The following is a 17,425-nucleotide window of genomic DNA, read 5'->3' as shown; positions in this document are numbered from 1 at the left end:
GGGGGGCGTTGCAATTCCGTAACGGCATGTTAGCGCTACCCGTCGAGGGGATTGCCTGTGAACCGGAAACTGGTCGCGGCGATAGACGGAGAGAAAGTCGCTTTCGGCCTGGTCGACGGCGATCCTTCGGTCGTGCGCGCGATCCGCGAGCAAGAGACCGGCGACTTCCCGACGTTCACCGACGCGCTGCAAGCCTATCTGCGTGAACATCACGTCGCCGCCACGGGGCTCGACTTCGGGCTGGCGGTCGCCGGGGTCGCGCGGGGAGACACAATCAGCCTTGCCAACTGCCGATGGTATATTTCGGTGAGCGGCCTCAGATCGTTCTTCGGCAGCGAGCCGCTGGTGCTGAACGATTTCGAATCGATCGCCTGGTCGCTGACCGGGCTCGATCCGGCCAGCGTCCAGCGCGTCGGCCCGCTGCCGCCGCGCCCGATCCGGCCGGGAAGCACCTTTCTTGTCGTCGGAACAGGCCCCGGCCTCGGCGTCGCCGTGCTCGCGATGGGCAGGGAAGGCAAGGTGCGGGTGTATCCGAGCGAAGGCGGCCATGCCAGCTTCGCGCCGCAGAATGCCGACGAGGACGCTTTGCTTGCCCACCTGCGCGCGCGCCACGGCCATGTCTCCTACGAACGATTGCTCGCCGCCTTCGGCCTCCAGAACATCCATGGATGGCTCGCGATGAAATCGGGCCGCACCGCCGGCCCAGCGCCGGCCGCGGAGACGATCGTCAACGCCGCCCAGCGCGGCGATGCGATGGCCGGAGAGGCGATCGCGATCTTCGCCCGGATTCTGGGATCCTTCGTGGGGGATATCGTGCTCGCGACGGGCACGTTCGACGGGGTTTACCTGGTGAGCCCGCTGCTCGGTGCGCTGCGGCCGGCGCTCACCGACGATCGCTTTCGCGCGGCGATGATCGGCAAGGGGCGTCTCAAGAAGGCGCTGGAGCCGGTCGCCGTCGGCTATGCGGAAGGCCGCAGCCCGCGCCTTCGGGGCATGGCGGCCGCGCTCGCCGCTCGATCCGCCGCGTCGGGCGAGCCGGTCGCGCCCGCCCGGGCTTGACGCGGGCGGCGCGAACCGTCAGATTCCCGGCATGAGCAGCGCCGTTCTTTCCGGCTTCGATTCCGCGCAGCGCTGCGCCGCGTCCGTCTACGTCTATTATTATCCGCCCGCCCGGACGGGAACGGACTGACGCGCGCCTGAAATAGCCACGTTCATCCACCCCGTCCGGATCTCCGGGCGGGGTTTTTCTTTGTGCCAAGAAGGACCCCGACATGCTGACCGAAGAGAGACTGAACCCGCCCGTCGAAGCGGCGTCCGATTGGACGATCCCGCAGCATTGGGAGCGCTTCACCGAGGAGGAGCATGCCGTATGGGACCTGCTCTTCGAGCGGCAGCGCAAGATGCTGCACGGCCGCGCGGTGCGCGCCTTCGAAGAGGGGCTCGACGTGCTGCGGCTCTCGCATCCCGGGATTCCGGACCTCGAGGAGCTCAACGAACGGCTCCACGCGCGCACGCGCTGGACGGTCGTGTCGGTGCCGGGGCTGATTCCCGACGACGTCTTCTTCGCCCATCTCGCCAAGCGACAGTTCCCGGCCGGCAATTTCATCCGCAAGCGCGACCAGCTCGACTATCTCGAGGAGCCGGACGTATTCCACGATGTGTTCGGCCACGTCCCGCTGCTCGCCAATCCGGCGGTCGGCGATTTCATGCAGCGGCTTGGCGAACTCGGCCTTGAATCGATGCGCCGGGGCGCGCTCCACCGGCTTGCGCGGCTCTACTGGTACACGGTCGAATTCGGCCTCGCCCGCGAGGATGGCGAACTGCGCATCTATGGCGCCGGCATCGTCTCGAGCTTCGGCGAATCGCATTATTCGCTGGAGAGCGCGCAACCCAGCCGTCACGCCTTCGACATCGAACGGGTCCTGCGCACCCGCTACCGGACCGATACGTTCCAGGCCGGCTATTTCGTGATCGACAGCTTCGAGGCGCTGCTCGACGAGTTGCTGACCCACGATTTCCCGGCGCTCTATGCCGGGCTGGAAGGGACGGAAGACCTGTCGGTGGCCGGCTGAGGGCCCGCAGGGGGGCCGAAACGACAAGTGCCCGGGCGTTTCCGCCCGGGCACCCGTAAGACGGCACAAGGCCGTCTACCCCCTTTGTGATGCTCCTGCCCGCGCGTCCGCCCCACCTCGCAAGGGACGAACGGGGCCGGAGCCTCCCCGAACCAGGCCTTAAGCCTTTGGTTGCGTGGGGAAGACGCTATGCGGCGGTGGCGCGCTTGTCATCGCCTCATCGCGCGGGTGCGGCACTTTGGCGTCCGGCTGTTGCGAGTCTGCCACAGGGGAGCGTGGGCGCGCCCAGTTGCCTTGCCCAATCGCCCCCCGTAGAGCGGCCTTCCAATTCCAGTTACCGGACCGGTCCCGATCCCATGCGCCTTTCCCGCTATTTCCTTCCCGTTTCCAAGGAGACGCCGGCCGACGCCCAGATCGTCAGCCATCAGCTGATGCTGCGCGGCGGGCTGGTGCGCCAGACCGCCGCCGGCATCTATGCCTGGCTGCCGCTCGGCCATCGCGTGCTCCGCAAGATCGAGCAGATCGTGCGCGAGGAACAGGACCGCGCCGGCGCGATCGAGATGCTGATGCCGACGATCCAGGCCGCGGATTACTGGCGCGCCACCGGCCGCTACGACGCCTATGGCCCCGAAATGCTCAGGATCGTGGATCGCCAGGATCGCGAATTGCTCTACGGCCCGACCAATGAGGACATGCTGACCGCGATCTTCCAGCATTCGGCGAAGAGCTACCGCGATCTGCCGCGCATCCTCTACCACATCCAGTGGAAGTTCCGCGACGAGATCCGTCCGCGTTTCGGCGTGATGCGCGGGCGCGAATTCCTGATGAAGGATGCCTACAGCTTCGACCTGGACGAGGCCGGGGCGCGGGTGAGCTACAACCGGATGTTCGTCGCCTATCTGCGGACCTTCGCGCGAATGGGCCTGCGCGCGATCCCGATGCAGGCCGATACGGGCCCGATCGGTGGCGATCTTTCCCACGAGTTCATCATCCTCGCGCCGTCCGGCGAGAGCGAGGTGTTTTTCCACAAGAGCTGGGAGACGCTGCGATCGGCCGAAGATTATGCGGTCGACGCCGAAGACAGCACGGCGCTCCAGGCCTTCGTCGATTCGATGACCGCCGATTATGCCGCGACCGACGAGAAGCGCGACGAGGCGCGCGAGGCGGCGCTCGGCGACGACCTGCGGCAATCGCGCGGCATCGAAGTCGGCCACATCTTCTATTTCGGCGACAAATATTCGAAGCCGCTCGGCTTTTCGGTGAGCGGACCGGACGGCAGCCCGGTGACTCCGCTCGGCGGCAGCTACGGGATCGGCGTCTCGCGGCTCGTCGGTGCGCTCATCGAGGCGAATCATGACGAGGCCGGGATCATCTGGCCGGACGCAGTGGCGCCGTTCAAGGTCGCGCTCGTCAACATGCGCGCCGACGATGGCAGCGTCACCAGCGCGGCGGACGAGATTTACGGCCGGCTTTCGGATGCCGGCGTCGAGACGCTCTATGACGATCGCGACGAGCGGGGCGGCGCCAAGTTCGCGACCGCGGACCTGATCGGCCTGCCCTGGCAGCTCATCGTCGGGCCGCGCGGGCTGGCCAACGGCGTGGTCGAGCTGAAACGCCGCGCGACCGGCGAGCGGGAGGAGGTCAGCATCGAAAGCGCGCTCGCGAGGCTGACCGCGTGATTCTCAACCGCTACGAGCGGATGATCGCCCGGCGCTACCTGCTGCCGGGCAAGGGCGAGGGCTTCATCTTCCTCGTCGCCTCGATCAGCCTCGTCGCGGTGATGCTCGGCGTCGCCGCGCTGATCATCGTGATGAGCGTGATGAGCGGCTTTCGCGCCGACCTGTTCGACAAGGTGGTGGGGGTGAACGGCCATGCCGTCATCCAGGGCTATGGCGGCCGGCTCGACAATTGGCAGCCGATCCTGGAGCGCGCGCGCCGAACGCCCGGCATCACCATGGCGACCCCGCTGATCGAGCAGCCACTGATGGCGACGCATGAAGGCCGGGTCGAGGCGATCCTGCTGCGCGGGATGACCACCGACGACATTCGGAACAATCCGTCGATCAATCGCGGGCTGAAGGCGGGCAACCTCGCCGACGTGCGGCCAGGCACGGACAATGTCGCGATCGGATCGCGGCTTGCCGAACTGCTCGGCATCGGCGTTGGCGGGACGATCACGATCATCAGCCCGCAGGGGCGCGAGACTCCCTTCGGGACGGTGCCCCGGATCATCGATTATCATGTCGCGGCGATCTTCGAGGTCGGCCTCTACGATTTCGACAAGGCCTATGTCGTGATGCCGATGCAGGAGGCGCAGAACTTCCTGCTGATGGGCGATTCGGTGGGGATGATCGAGGTGCAGACCAGCGACCCGGATCGCGTCCAGCAGATCCTTGCGCCGCTCTCCGCCGCTGTCGCGGGGCGTGCGGTGGTGAGCGACTGGCGGTCGATGAACTCGGCCTTGTTCGAGGCGATCCAGGTCGAGCGCGTCGTCATGTTCATCGTGCTGTCGATCATCGTCGTGGTCGCCGTGTTCAACATCCTGTCCTCGCTCATCATGCTGGTGCGCGCGAAGCGGCGCGACATCGCGATCCTGCGAACGATGGGCGCGACCCGGGCCGGGCTGATGAAGGTGTTCATGACGGTGGGCGTGTCGATCGGCGTGCTCGGCATCGTCGCGGGGCTGATCCTCGGTGCGCTCGGCCTCTATTTCCGCCAGTCGGTGGTCAATTTCTTCCAGGGGGTGACGGGCGAGAATCTGTGGGATCCATCGGTCCGCTTCCTGACCGAGCTGCCGTCGCGGACCGACCCGATCGAGGTCACCGCGATCGTCGTCATGGCCTTCGTGCTGACCTTCCTCGCGACCTTGCTGCCGGCCTGGCGCGCGGCGAAGACCGATCCGGTCGAGGTGCTGCGTTATGAGTGAGGTGCTTGGCGTCCGCGGGCTCAGGCGCAGCTTCCGCCAGGCCAATGTGACGATCGACGTGCTGCGCGGCGTCGATCTCGCGATCCGCGCGGGCGAGATCGTCGCGCTGCTCGGCCCTTCAGGATCGGGCAAGTCGACCCTGCTGCAGGCGGTCGGCCTGCTCGAAGGCGGGTTCGAAGGCTCGATCATGATCCAGGGACGCGAGGCGGCGGCGTTCAACGATGCCGAGCGGACCGCGATGCGCCGCGACACGCTCGGCTTCGTCTACCAGTTCCATCACCTGCTGCCCGATTTCACCGCGCTCGAAAATGTCGTGATCCCCCAGCTCGTGAAGGGCGCGAGCCGCGCCGAGGCCAATGCGCGGGCGCAATCGCTGCTGACCGGCCTCGGCCTTGCCGAGCGGCTCACCCACCGGCCGTCCAAATTGTCGGGCGGCGAGCAGCAGCGCGTCGCCGTCGCGCGGGCGCTCGCCAACCGGCCGGCTTTGGTCCTTGCCGACGAGCCGACCGGCAATCTCGACGAGGCGACGGCCGACATCGTGTTCGACGAATTCCTTCGTCTCGTCCGCGAGGAAGGCAGCGCCGCGCTGGTCGCGACGCACAATGAACGGATCGCCGCGCGGATGGATCGCGTCCTGCGGCTGCACGAGGGCGTGCTCGAATAGGCTGTGGAAAAGCCCCAACCAGCGCTTCCCACGACTCGTTCCAGGCGTCCATAGTCCCGCCATGCCCGCGCCCTACGTCCCGCTTCGCATCTTCTCCTGCTATACGATGCTGGAGGGGGCGATCGATCCCAAGGCGATCGCCAAGCGCGCGAAAAGGCTCGATTTTCCGGCAGCGGCGGTCACCGACCGCAACGGACTCTATGGCGCGATGGCGTTCAGCGACGCCTGCCTGGCGGAGGGCGTGCAGCCGGTGGTCGGCGCCCTGCTCGGCGTCGCGAGGCCCGGCCCGGGGGGCGATGGCCGCTCGCCGACGGTCGACTGGCTCGCGCTCTATGCCCAGGACGCCAAGGGCTATGAGAATCTGTGCGCGCTCGTCTCGTCGGCGCATCTCGATCGGCCGGTCGAGGACGAAGCCCATGTGCCGTTCGCCGCGCTCGATGGCCGCACCGACGGGCTGATCGCCTTGACCGGGGGCGGGGAGGGGGCCCTTGCCCGTCTGCTCGCCGAGGGCCAGGCGTCGGCCGCGGATGGCGTGCTCGCGCAGCTGATGCGGCTCTTTCCCGGCCGCCTCTATGTCGAGCTCAGCCGTCGCGGCGATCCTGTCGAGCAGGCGGCGGAGGCGGCGCTGATCGACCTCGCCTACACGCACGATCTTCCGCTGGTCGCGACCAACCCCGCGACCTATGCCGATGCCGATTTCCACGGCGCGCACGATGCGATGCTGTGCATCGCCCAATCGAGCCAGCTGGCGCGCGACGATCGTGCCCGCTCGTCGCCCGAGGCATGGATCAAGCCCGCCGCCGACATGCGCGCGCTGTTCGCGGACCTGCCCGAGGCGATCGACAACACCAGCGTCGTCGCGCGGCGCTGCGCGTTCGGCGCGCCCAAGCGCAAGCCGATCCTGCCCCGCGTCGGCGGCGATCTCGATGCCGAGGCCGAGCAACTGCGCCGCGACGCGCGCGCCGGGCTCGCGGCGCGGCTCGAGCGCTATGGCGATCTCGGCGAGGCGCAGCGCCAGGCCTATTACGACCGGCTCGATTTCGAGACCGAGGTCATCGTCTCGATGGGCTTTCCGGGCTATTTCCTGATCGTCGCCGATTTCATCAAATGGGCGAAGGAGCAGGGCATCCCGGTCGGGCCGGGCCGCGGATCGGGGGCCGGCTCGGTGGTCGCCTGGGCGCTCACCATCACCGATCTCGATCCGCTGCGCCTCGGGCTCATCTTCGAGCGCTTCCTCAATCCAGAGCGCGTGTCGATGCCGGACTTCGACGTCGATTTCTGCGAAACGCGGCGCGGCGAGGTGATTCGCTATGTCCAGTCGCGCTACGGCAGCGACCGGGTCGCGCAGATCATCACCTTCGGAAAGCTGAAGGCGCGCGCGGTGCTCAAGGACACCGGCCGCGTCCTCCAGATGCCCTATGGCCAGGTCGATCGGCTCGCCAAGCTCGTCCCCAACCACCCGACCGATCCGTGGACGCTGGAGCGCGCGCTCAACGGCGTTTCGGAGCTGGCCGCCGAATATCGCTCCGATCCCGACGTTCGGCGCCTGTTCGATCTGGCGATGAAGCTGGAGGGGCTGCCGCGCCACAGCTCGACCCACGCCGCCGGCGTCGTCATCGGCGATCGCCCGCTCGACCAGCTCATCCCGCTCTATCGCGACCCGCGATCGGACATGCCGGTGACGCAGTTCGACATGAAATATGTCGAGGGGGCGGGGCTGGTGAAGTTCGACTTCCTCGGCCTCAAGACGCTCTCGGTGCTCCGCAAGGCGGTCGAGATGCTGGCGAAGCGCGGCATCCATGTCGATCTCGACGCGCTGTCGTGGGACGATCCCGCCGTCTACGCGCTGCTCCAGAAGGGCGACACGGTCGGCGTGTTCCAGGTGGAATCGGAAGGGATGCGCCGGACGCTCTCGGCGGTGAAGCCGACCGTGTTCGAGGACATCATCGCGCTCAACGCCCTCTATCGCCCCGGCCCGATGGACAACATCCCGATGTTCGGCCGCCGCAAGAATGGCGAGGAGGAGATCGAATATCCGCACCCGCTGCTCGAAGGCATCCTCAAGGAAACCTACGGCATCTTCGTCTACCAGGAGCAGGTGATGCAGGCGGCGCAGATCCTGGCCGGCTACAGCCTCGGCGGCGCGGACCTGCTGCGCCGCGCGATGGGCAAGAAGATCAAGGCGGAGATGGACGCGCAGCGCGACACGTTCGTGAAGGGCTGCGCCGAGCACAACCAGATCCCGGCCGCCAAGGCGAACGAGCTGTTCGATTTGATCGACAAGTTCGCCGGCTACGGCTTCAACAAGAGCCACGCCGCGGCCTATGCCCTGCTCACCTACCAGACGGCGTGGCTGAAGGCGCATTATCGCAGCGAGTTCTACGCCGCCGCGATGTGCTTCGACATCCATCTGACCGACAAGCTCGCGATCTTCGTCGACGACATGCGCCGGTCCGGGATGACCTGCCTGCCGCCCGCGATCAATGCGAGCGAGGCGGAGTTCTCGGTCGAGCAATCGGGCGACGAGTGGGTGGTCCGCTACGCGCTCGGCGCGCTCAAGGGCGTCGGCGAGAAGGCGATGGAGCAGCTGGTCGAGGAGCGGCGCCTGAACGGCCCGTTCCGCGATCTCGATGATTTCGCCGCGCGGATCGATCCGCGCCTCCTCAACCGCCGCCAGCTCGAAAGCCTCGCGGGGGCGGGCGCGTTCGACGGGCTGGCCGAGCGCTGGTCGGCCTTCGGCGCGGCCGAAACGATCCTCGCCGCCGCCGCCAGCGCCGCCGAGGCGCGGCAGAGCGGGCAGGGCGGCCTGTTCGGCGAGGGGCCCGCCAACGTCGTCCCGATCCGGATGCCGGGCGGCGAGCCATGGACGCTCGCCCAGCGCATGGGCGCCGAAAAGGAGAGCTTCGGCTTCTATTTCTCCGGCCACCCGGTCGATGCCCACGCCCATGTCGTCGCGGCGCACGGCGCACGGACCTTCGGCCAGCTCGGGGCGATGCCGATGCCCGCCGATGGCGGCCGCACCGGCGCGACGATGGCCGCGCTGGTCGAGGATACGCGCTGGCGCACCTCCGCCAAGGGGCGCCGCTACATGATGGCGACGCTCTCCGATCCTTCCGGCCAGTTCGAGGCGACGGTGTTCGACGATATGGTCGCCGAGGAGGTCCAGGCGGCCGCCCGCAACGGCGCCTGCGCGCTGCTTGGCGTCGAACTCGACCGAAGGCCGGGAGAGGAGACGCCGCGGGTCACCATCCGCTCGCTCCAGCCGCTCGATGGTCTCGCGCGGCGCGTTCGGCTCCAGCTCGAGGTCGAGATCGCCGATCCCGCCGCGATCGCCCGCCTCGCCGAGGCGATGGCGGACGCGAAGGGCGGCAATGGGCAGCTCGTCCTCGCCGCCGATCTGGGCGAGGGCCGTGCGGACCTGATCCTTGGCCGCGACTTCGCGATCGACGCCGATCTCGCCGAACGGGTCAAGCGGATCGACGGCGTGCGCGCCGCCCGGCTCAAGCCGCTGGAGGCGCCGAGGCTCGCGCTGGTCGGCTGATCCGGACCCGCGACGGCCCTGTCGCTTTCCCCCTCGACATGGCGGCGTGGAGATTCCAGCCTCCGCGGTGATGAACGGGGGAACGGCGATGCTTGGCGGGATGCAGGATTTCGAGCTTCGGATTCCGCGCGTGCTCGAACATGCCGCGCGCGAACATGGCGGCCGCGAAATCGTAAGCGCCTGGGCCGACGGGAGCGTCACCCGCACCGACTGGGCCGGGATCGCCCATCAATCGAGGCAGCTCGCGCAGGCGTTGGAGGCGATGGGCCTGAAGCGCGGCGACCGGATCGCGACGCTCGGCATGAACCATCATCACCATCTGGTCGCCTGGTATGGCGCGATCGGGATGGGCGGCATCATCCACACGATCAACCCGCGCCTGTTCGACGAGCAGCTGGTCTACATCGCCAACCATGCGGACGATCGCGTGCTCTTCTACGACCGCGCCTTCGCGCCGATCGTCGAGCGGCTGAAGCCGAAGTGGACCGGCATCGAACATTATGTCTGCTTCGACGACGGGGAATTCAGCGATCTCCTCGCGCCGCATGACGGGAATTATGACTGGGTCGAGGGATCGGAGCGCGAGCCGTGCATGCTGTGCTACACCAGCGGCACGACCGGAAATCCCAAGGGCGTGCTCTACGAGCACCGATCCTGCATGTTGCAGGCGATGGCGGAGATCGCGCCGGCCTGTTTCGACCTGTCGCCGCAGACGGTCGCGCTCCCGATCGTGCCGATGTTCCACGCCGCCGCCTGGGGCCTCCCGTTCGCGGCGGCGATGGCGGGCGTGAAGCTGGTTTACGCCGCGCTCAACGATGCCGAGCTGCTGTGCCGGCTGATGAACGAGGAAAAGGTGACCCATTCGGCGGGGGTCCCCACCGTCTGGCTGGCGATGCTCCAGCATATCGACCGCACCGGCGCGAGGCCCGAACATCTGAAGATGATCGCCATTGGCGGCGCGGCGGCCCCGCGCGCGATGGTCGAGCGACTGATGAAGCTGGGCATCCGCGTCGGCCATGCCTGGGGGATGACCGAAATCTCCCCGGTCGGGACGATCGGCGCGCCCACCGCCGACTGGGCCGACCTTTCCTTCGACGAGCAGGTCGATCAGGTCGTGCGACAGGGCCGCGTTCCGTTCGGAGTGGAGCTGCGGACGGTCGATGATGACGGCCGGATCCTGCCGCGCGACGGCGCGAGCTCGGGCCGGTTGCAGGTGCGCGGTCCCTGGGTGCTGCGCCGCTATTTCGGGGACGAGAGCGGCGATTGCATCGACGCGGAGGGATGGTTCGACACCGGCGACGTCGCCATCCTCCATCCCTGCGGGACGCTGCAGATCACCGATCGTTCGAAGGACGTCATCAAGTCCGGCGGCGAATGGATCAGCTCGGTCGAGCTGGAAAACGCCGCAATCGGCTGCCCCGGGGTCGCGGAGGCGGCGGCGATCGGCGTGCCTCATCCCAGGTGGGACGAACGGCCGCTGCTGCTGGTGGTCCGCAAGGAGGGCGCGGAGGTCACCGCCGAGGCGATCCGCGATCATCTACGCAACCACGTCGCCAAATGGTGGCTGCCCGACGAGATCCTGTTCGTCGACGGCCTGCCGCACAGCGCGACCGGCAAATTGCTCAAGACCGTGCTTCGTGTCCAATATCGGGACCATCGGCTGGCGGGCTGAAGCTTTCCTTTACCAGTGCGGCCTATGCGCTTGGCCATGTTCCAGCCGGGTCAGATCGCCGCCGCGGCACCGGGGCCGGGCGCGCGTCCAGCGCCGCCCGAGCCGTCTGCGCGCGTCACGTTGCGGCCGATCGGCGCCGCCATCGACCTCGCGGGCGAGTGGGCTGCGCTCGCCGCGCGCGCCGCCGAGCCGAACCCGTTCACCGAACAGTGGTTCGCCGCCGCGAGCCTCGCCCATTTCGGCCGCTTTTACGATCTGCGCCTCGTCGAGGTCCGCCGCGGCGCGCGGCTGATCGGGGTGATGGTGCTGTCGATCGAGCGCGGCTATGCGCGGCTGCCGCTGCACTACGTCCAGAACTGGTGGCACCATCAGATGTTCCTCGACGCCCCGCAGGTCGAGGCGGGGCAGGAAAGGGCCTTCTGGGAAGCGGTCCTGAAGGCGCTGGACGCGGCCGATTGGGCGCCCAATTTCCTGCACGTGCGCGGCATCGCCGAGGACGGGCCGCTGCACCGCGCGCTGGCCGAGGTTCGTGCCGCGCCGATCGTCCATCGCCGGGTGCGCGCCTTCCTTGAGAGCGACCTGTCCGCCGAGGCTTATTACGAGCAGGCGGTGCGCGCGAAGAAGCGCAAGGAGCTCCGGCGCCAGAAGAACCGCCTCGCCGAGCTCGGCGGGATCGCCTTTCATGTCCTTGCCAACGAGGCCGAGCTTCGTCCCTGGTGCGACGCCTATCTCGCGCTCGAAAAGGCCGGGTGGAAGGGCAAGGCGGGCACCGCGCTCACCTGCGATCCCCATGCCGAGGCCTTTTTCCGCGAGGTCGTGGCCGCTGCCTTCGCCGCCGGCCGGCTCCAGTTCCGCAGGCTCGATGTCGGCGGCAAGCCGATCGCGATGCTGGTCAATTTCCTCACGCCGCCGGGAAGCTATTCGTTCAAGACGGTGTTCGACGAGGAATATGCCCGCTTCTCGCCGGGCGTGCTGCTCCAGATCGAGAATCTCGATATGCTCGAGCGGCCCGACATCGCCTGGATGGACAGCTGCGCGGTCGAGGATCATCCGATGATCGACAGCTTGTGGACCGAACGGCGCAGCATCGTTCGGATCACGGTTCGGCTGAAGGGCGTGCGGCGCGGCGCTGCTTATGCGCTGGTGCGCGGGCTCGAGCGGGTCGCGGCGCTGCGAAAGGGCAAGCGATGACGCCGCAGCTGCTGATCGTCGTCGACACCGAGGAAGAGTTTGACTGGTCGGCGCCATTCTCGCGCGATTCCCGCGCCACCACGTCGATCCCCGCCCAGGCCCACGCGCACGAGATTTACGATCGCTTCGGCATCGTCCCGACCTATGTGATCGACCATCCGGTCGCGACCGATCCGGCCGCCGTCGCGTTTCTCAAGGGGCTGCGCGACGCCGGCAAGGCCGAGATCGGCGCCCATCTCCACCCCTGGGTCACGCCGCCGCATGTCGAGGAGGTGACGACCCGCAATTCCTATCACTGCAACCTGCCGCCGGCGCTGGAGCGGGCGAAGATCGAGACGCTGACCGCGACGATCGAGGCGGCGTTCGGGGAGCGCGCGAAAGCGTTCAAGGCGGGCCGCTACGGCTTCGGGCCGAACACCAGGCAGGTGCTGATCGATCTCGGCTACGAGGTCGATTGCTCCTTCGTGCCGCACACCGACCTTTCCGGCGACGGCGGTCCGGATTTCCGGGGCGTGCCCGATCATCCGCACTGGCTGGACGAGGGCAGGGGCCTGCTCGAAATCCCGCTCACCGTCGGCTATCTCGGCGCGCTCCCCGGTCTCGGCGCGAAGGCCGACTGGCTGTTCGACAATCCGAAGGCCGAGCGCCTGCGCGTCCCCGGCCTCCTTGCCCGCACCGGCCTCGTCGCCCGCTCGCGCCTGACGCCCGAGGGCACCCCGCCGGACGAGCAATGCCGCCTGATCGAGGCGATGGCCGCGCGCGGCCACAGCCTCTTCAGCCTCACCTATCACAGCCCGAGCCTCGCGCCCGGCCATACGCCTTATGTGAAGGACGAGGCCGATCTCGCCGCCTTCCTGGTCAGCATCGAGCAGGTCCTGACCTTCTTCCGTGACCGGGTGGGCGGCACGTTCACGACGCTGGGCGAAGTGCGACGTCATTTCCCCGGAGAACGCGCGGTCGCATAGAGAATACGGAGGATATAGCAATGTTGCCATTCGCGCTTTTATTGATGGTGTCGGATCGCGCCGACCCGAGAGAACACCCAGTCGCAGCAATCGAATGGGTGGATCATTACTCTTACTGTCTTGAATCCGTCTTTAACGGACATCGCGCGACGAGCCCATCCGAGCCTCGCCGCAATGCCGCCCGTAGCGCCGCCGTCGTCTGCTGGCCGGTAAGAGCAAGCGCCACCAGCGTCATAGTCAGACATCTCTCCAGCGACGACCCTGATCGCAGCGCGGACGACCGCCAACAGACTGCGGACCGTGTGTTGAATCTTGTTGCGGATGCCTTCGCTGCGCACGTCGGTCTTACGAGATCAGATCTCGGCCCGCTTTGTGCGCCCTCCTACTTTGAAGGAGATTGCGGCGCGGCGACACGCCCGTAGAAACCCGTACATCCGGCGACTCACTAATGTGCCGCCGCTTCGCCCCCTGAACCCGGCCGCTGGGCATGCTGCTGTCCCGCTCCGAACGTCCGCCCGAAGAAGCTGTCGGCATACCACATCGGCGCCTGGTCGCCGTCGGCGATCTCGCGGGCGATCAGGTAGTTCAATTGCGCGAAGCGCGCGCCGGCCTGCCAGTCGATCGCCTGGTTCAGGTCGTCGGCGGGGCTGTGATATTGGTGGGCGAGGAAATCGGTGAAGCGCTGCCGCCCTTCGCCGGCGAAGCCGGTCATCAGGAAGACGGAAGGGACGCCCGCCTTCACGAACTCGAAATGGTCGGAGCGGGTGAACAGGCTCTCCTGCGGCAGCGGATCGGGCGAAAGCGCGACATGCATCCGCGCCGCCGCCCGCTGGACGATCGGCCCCAAGGTCGAATGCTCGGCGCCGAAGGCGATCACGTCCGAGAAATCGTAGGTGAGCACCGGCATGTCGAGATTGACGACGCCGACGACCCGGCCATCGACCACCGGATTGCGGGCGAGAAATTCGGAACCGTGCAGGCCCTTTTCCTCGGCGGTCACCGCCGCGAAGATCACCGGGCGCCGCGGGCGGTTGCCCGGCTGCGACATCGCGCGGGCGACCTCGATCAGCGTCGAGATGCCGGTCGCATTGTCCATCGCGCCGTTGCAGATCCGGTCGGCCGCGCCCTCGGGCCGGCAGATGCCGATATGGTCGAGATGCGCCATCAGAAGCACATATTCGTGCGCGAGCGCCCGATCGGTGCCGGGGAGGATCGCGATCACGTTGCGGCTTTCGAACGGGGTGTTTTCGCTCGCCGCGATCGAAACCGCGCCATTCTGCGCGAGCGCGAAGCCGTGCGGATGACCGCCACGGCCTGCTTCCGCGAAGATCGCGCCGAGCTGACGCGGCGCGCGGGCGAAAAAGGTCTCCGCGGTCGCCGCATCGGCGGTCGCGGTGAAGGGGAGCGGATTGTCGAGATAGGGATGCCCCTCGGCGTCGAGCCAGGCCGTGCCCGGCCGGCTTCCGCCGCCGCCGCGCCGCCGTCCGTTCGATCCGGCCGCAGGCGGCGGGCTGACCAGGATGAGGCCGGTCGCGCCCCGCGCCGCGGCCGCATGGCCCTTTTCCGCGTTGAGATCGGCCGCGACGTCGCTCGGCAGGTCGGCGGGCGTGCCGGCAAGCGCGACGACGATCTTCCCGCGCACGTCGAGACCGGCATAATCGTCAAATCCGGCCTGCGGCGCGTCGAGCCCGTAGCCGGCGAACACCATCGGCGCATCGATCGCCGTCGCCGCGCTCGACGGCCGGGCGCGGAAGGAGATGCCCTGGCCCTGCGCGAAGACATGGCCGCCGACGGTCAGCGTCGGCGTGCCGCTCTGCGCATAGCGGATGAACTGGATCGGCTGGAACCAGCCGCCGTTCACGCCCGGGCGCAACCCGAGCCCTTCGAACTCCGAGGCGACGTAGCGCGCCGCGATCTCATAGCCGCGGGTTCCGGCCTCGCGCCCCTCGAGCGCGTCGTCGGCGAGGAAGACGACATGGGACCGGAAGGCCTCGGCCGAAAAGGCCGGCGCGGGCGCCGCGTCCTGAGCCGCCGCCGCCCCGGTGAGCAGCAGCGCCGCGATCGGCGCGGCCAGTGCGACGAATTTCATCCCTGTCCCCTCCAAGCCTGATTTAGAGTGCCTAGACCGAGCCCTCGGCAGTGGCAATCGCGGTAACGAAGCTGAACGGGCGCCAACGGCGTCGGTCAGCTTCCGTTCAATCCATCTATGGAAATAAACGCTTCGTCGCACGATTTTCTTGCGGCGGATGGAGTGGAGACAATGACGGTTTCGATCTTCGGTAAACGCGGCCAGACCCTCGCGCACGATCCGGCGCGTCGCGGCTACCACATCGTCTATCGGGAGAACGAAACGAACCACTGCCCTGGCTGCGGCCGCTCGCACTGGTACAAGGGCCGCCTGTCCGCCGAGTGCGCCTTCTGCGGGACGGCGCTGCCGCTCGCGGACGCCGGTACGTTCGGCGTCGGCATGGTGCGCCACGGCCGCCGGCGGCTCGGCGATCTCGCCGCGGCGGCCTGACGATCGGGTGGCGGACGCGCGCCGATGCGCGCGATCCGCTTGCCCTCCTTGCCAGCATTGCTATAGACGCCGCCGAGCCGTAGCCCGGCGGGCGTGGCGGAACTGGTAGACGCGCTGGATTTAGGTTCCAGTGGGCAACCGTGGGGGTTCGAGTCCCTCCGCCCGCACCAGCTCTCTCACAGTCAGACTGAAGAGCGCCGGGGTGGCGCTGACAAGGAAAGTTTTGAGCTCGAACATGCAGACCGTCGAAACGTTGAACGAGGGCCTCAAGCGCGCCTTCCGCCTGACCATTCCGGCCAAGGACATCGATGCCCGCATCGATGCGGAGCTGAAGACGATCGCGCCGCAGGTGCGTATGCCCGGCTTCCGCCCCGGCAAGGTGCCCGCCAACCTGGTGCGCAAGATGCACGGGCAGGCGCTCGCCCAGCAGGCGCTCGAAAGCGCGGTGCAGGAAGGCGTCCAGAAGCTGATGGCCGAGCAGAATATCCGCCCGGCGATGCAGCCGAGCGTCGCGCTGGAAACGGCGGGCGAAGGCCAGGATGCGGTCGTGAAGGTCGAGGTCGAGGCGCTTCCGGACGTTCCGGCGCCCAAGACCGAGGGGCTGAAGCTCGAGCGGCTGACCGTCGAGGTCACCGACGCGATGCTCGACGAGGCCGTGACCCGGCTGCTCGAAGGGCAGAAAAGCTTCGAGCCGGCGCCGGCCAGCCACAAGGCGGGCAATGGCGATCTCGTCGTCATGGATTTCGAGGGCAAGGTCGACGGCGAAGCCTTCGAGGGCGGCAAGGGCGAGAACATGTCGGTGGAGCTCGGCTCCGGCCGGCTGATTCCGGGCTTCGAGGACCAGCTGATCGGCGCCAAGGCCAATGACGAGAAGCAGGTGAAGGTCACCTTCCCGGAAAATTATCCGGCCGCCTATCTCAGCGGCCGCGAGGCCGTTTTCGATGTGGTCGTGAACGAGGTGCAGACCCCGCGCGCGATCAAGGCGGATGACGATTTCGCCAAGTCGATGGGCCTCGAGGGCATCGATCAACTCCGCCAGCTCGTGAAGGCGCAGGTGGAGCAGGAGCTGAACGGCCTCACCCGCACCCACATGAAGCGGCAACTGCTCGACCAGCTTGCCGCCGCGCATGATTTCGAGGTTCCGCAGTCTATGGTCGAGGCCGAGTTCGACCAGATCTGGCGCCAGCTGCTCCACGAGGCGAGCCACGAGGCCGATCCGGCCGCGGCGCGCGACGAGATGGAGAAGGACCGCGACGATTATAAGGCGATCGCCGAGCGGCGCGTGCGCCTCGGCCTGCTGCTGTCGGAGATCGGCGCCAAGGCAGGCGTTGAAGTGTCGCCGCAGGAGATGAACCAGCTCATCGCCCAGGCCGCGCAGCAATATCAGCCGGCCGACCGGCAGCGCTTCGTGGAATATGTCCAGAACGATCCGATGGCGGCCGCGCAGCTTCGCGCACCGCTGTTCGAGGACAAGGTGGTCGACTCGCTCTTCGTCCAGGCCGAGATTTCGGAGCGTACCGTCTCCCGCGAGGAGCTGGAAGCCGCGATCGAATCCGAGGACGGCCATGTCCACGGCCCGGGCTGCGGCCATGATCATCACGATCACGACCACGATCACGCGCCCAAGGCGAAAAAGGCACCGGCGAAGAAGGCCGCGGCCAAGGCTGATGCGAAGCCCGCCAAGGCCGACGCGAAGCCCGCAAAGGCCGATGCGAAGCCCGCAAAGGCATCGGCGAAGAAAGACGCCGCGCCGGCCGCCGAGAAAGCCGCTTCCCCGGCGAAGAAGCCTGCGGCAAAGAAGGCGAAGAGCGAGGCCTAGGAGCTTTCGCTCGCCCCGAGCGCAGTCGAGGGGCGCTGGCACGGACTGATCGCTTGC

The 17,425-nt window shown here is 67.7% G+C and carries 12 protein-coding genes and 1 tRNA gene; 12 read left to right on the top strand and 1 reads right to left on the bottom strand.

The window, feature by feature from the left end:
- The first annotated feature begins 57 nt into the window (after positions 1-57).
- From FRZ32_RS15055 to FRZ32_RS15015, 9 genes are all read left to right on the top strand, one after another.
- Positions 58-1,059: a glucokinase gene (locus tag FRZ32_RS15055; RefSeq protein ID WP_158635960.1), complete on the top strand. Its 1,002-nt coding sequence runs from the start codon at positions 58-60 to the stop codon at positions 1,057-1,059.
- Positions 1,060-1,271: 212 nt separating this feature from the next.
- Positions 1,272-2,072 carry a phenylalanine 4-monooxygenase gene (gene phhA / locus FRZ32_RS15050; RefSeq protein WP_147044263.1) on the top strand — a complete coding sequence of 267 codons (801 nt, stop codon included), beginning with the start codon at positions 1,272-1,274 and terminating at the stop codon, positions 2,070-2,072.
- Between the two features lie 356 nt (positions 2,073-2,428).
- Positions 2,429-3,751: a proline--tRNA ligase gene (gene proS / locus FRZ32_RS15045; RefSeq protein WP_147044262.1), complete on the top strand. Its 1,323-nt coding sequence runs from the start codon at positions 2,429-2,431 to the stop codon at positions 3,749-3,751.
- The gene (locus FRZ32_RS15040) at positions 3,748-4,998 is read left to right on the top strand and encodes a lipoprotein-releasing ABC transporter permease subunit (RefSeq protein WP_147044261.1); all 1,251 of its coding nucleotides are present in this window, start codon (positions 3,748-3,750) and stop codon (positions 4,996-4,998) included. Before proS ends, FRZ32_RS15040 begins: the two co-directional genes overlap by 4 nt.
- Positions 4,991-5,662 carry an ABC transporter ATP-binding protein gene (locus FRZ32_RS15035; RefSeq protein WP_147044260.1) on the top strand — a complete coding sequence of 224 codons (672 nt, stop codon included), beginning with the start codon at positions 4,991-4,993 and terminating at the stop codon, positions 5,660-5,662. Before FRZ32_RS15040 ends, FRZ32_RS15035 begins: the two co-directional genes overlap by 8 nt.
- A 61-nt stretch (positions 5,663-5,723) precedes the next feature.
- A complete protein-coding gene (gene dnaE / locus FRZ32_RS15030) occupies positions 5,724-9,203 on the top strand; it encodes a DNA polymerase III subunit alpha (RefSeq protein ID WP_147044259.1) in 3,480 nt (1,159 codons plus the stop codon).
- 88 nt (positions 9,204-9,291) lie between these two features.
- The gene (locus tag FRZ32_RS15025) at positions 9,292-10,875 is read left to right on the top strand and encodes a long-chain fatty acid--CoA ligase (protein WP_147044519.1); all 1,584 of its coding nucleotides are present in this window, start codon (positions 9,292-9,294) and stop codon (positions 10,873-10,875) included.
- Positions 10,876-10,911: 36 nt separating this feature from the next.
- Positions 10,912-12,066, top strand: coding sequence for a GNAT family N-acetyltransferase (locus FRZ32_RS15020; RefSeq protein WP_147044258.1), 1,155 nt, complete (start codon positions 10,912-10,914; stop codon positions 12,064-12,066).
- Positions 12,063-13,031, top strand: a complete 969-nt coding sequence (locus FRZ32_RS15015) for a polysaccharide deacetylase family protein (protein WP_147044257.1) — start codon at positions 12,063-12,065, stop codon at positions 13,029-13,031. Before FRZ32_RS15020 ends, FRZ32_RS15015 begins: the two co-directional genes overlap by 4 nt.
- Positions 13,032-13,476: 445 nt before the next feature.
- On the opposite strand, the gene FRZ32_RS15010 is transcribed toward FRZ32_RS15015, so the two are convergent.
- The gene (locus FRZ32_RS15010) at positions 13,477-15,120 is read right to left on the bottom strand and encodes a M28 family peptidase (protein WP_147044256.1); all 1,644 of its coding nucleotides are present in this window, start codon (positions 15,118-15,120) and stop codon (positions 13,477-13,479) included.
- Positions 15,121-15,291: 171 nt separating this feature from the next.
- On the opposite strand from FRZ32_RS15010, the gene FRZ32_RS15005 reads away from it, so the two are divergent.
- The 3 genes from FRZ32_RS15005 to tig all read left to right on the top strand — a co-directional run bounded on the left by FRZ32_RS15005 (position 15,292) and on the right by tig (position 17,368).
- Positions 15,292-15,549 carry a hypothetical protein gene (locus FRZ32_RS15005; RefSeq protein ID WP_192901902.1) on the top strand — a complete coding sequence of 86 codons (258 nt, stop codon included), beginning with the start codon at positions 15,292-15,294 and terminating at the stop codon, positions 15,547-15,549.
- An 87-nt stretch (positions 15,550-15,636) separates the two neighbouring features.
- A tRNA-Leu gene (locus tag FRZ32_RS15000) sits at positions 15,637-15,719 on the top strand.
- Between the two features lie 65 nt (positions 15,720-15,784).
- Positions 15,785-17,368, top strand: a complete 1,584-nt coding sequence (tig, locus tag FRZ32_RS14995) for a trigger factor (RefSeq protein ID WP_147044255.1) — start codon at positions 15,785-15,787, stop codon at positions 17,366-17,368.
- Positions 17,369-17,425 lie beyond the last annotated feature (57 nt).

The organism is Sphingosinicella ginsenosidimutans (assembly GCF_007995055.1).
Taxonomy (GTDB): domain Bacteria; phylum Pseudomonadota; class Alphaproteobacteria; order Sphingomonadales; family Sphingomonadaceae; genus Allosphingosinicella; species Allosphingosinicella ginsenosidimutans.
Note: the sequence above shows the minus strand (reverse complement) of the source record. Positions and strands in the feature narration are given on the sequence as shown.

What these genes read in the sequence shown, in the direction of transcription:
- phhA (WP_147044263.1), top strand. Translation starts at nt 1,272, where the DNA reads ATGCTGACCGAAGAGAGACTGAACCCGCCCGTCGAAGCGGCGTCCGAT.
- proS (WP_147044262.1), top strand. Translation starts at nt 2,429, where the DNA reads ATGCGCCTTTCCCGCTATTTCCTTCCCGTTTCCAAGGAGACGCCGGCC.
- FRZ32_RS15035 (WP_147044260.1), top strand. Translation starts at nt 4,991, where the DNA reads ATGAGTGAGGTGCTTGGCGTCCGCGGGCTCAGGCGCAGCTTCCGCCAG.
- dnaE (WP_147044259.1), top strand. Translation starts at nt 5,724, where the DNA reads ATGCCCGCGCCCTACGTCCCGCTTCGCATCTTCTCCTGCTATACGATG.
- FRZ32_RS15025 (WP_147044519.1), top strand. Translation starts at nt 9,292, where the DNA reads ATGCTTGGCGGGATGCAGGATTTCGAGCTTCGGATTCCGCGCGTGCTC.
- FRZ32_RS15020 (WP_147044258.1), top strand. Translation starts at nt 10,912, where the DNA reads ATGTTCCAGCCGGGTCAGATCGCCGCCGCGGCACCGGGGCCGGGCGCG.
- FRZ32_RS15015 (WP_147044257.1), top strand. Translation starts at nt 12,063, where the DNA reads ATGACGCCGCAGCTGCTGATCGTCGTCGACACCGAGGAAGAGTTTGAC.
- FRZ32_RS15010 (WP_147044256.1), bottom strand. Translation starts at nt 15,120, where the DNA reads ATGAAATTCGTCGCACTGGCCGCGCCGATCGCGGCGCTGCTGCTCACC.
- FRZ32_RS15005 (WP_192901902.1), top strand. Translation starts at nt 15,292, where the DNA reads ATGACGGTTTCGATCTTCGGTAAACGCGGCCAGACCCTCGCGCACGAT.
- tig (WP_147044255.1), top strand. Translation starts at nt 15,785, where the DNA reads ATGCAGACCGTCGAAACGTTGAACGAGGGCCTCAAGCGCGCCTTCCGC.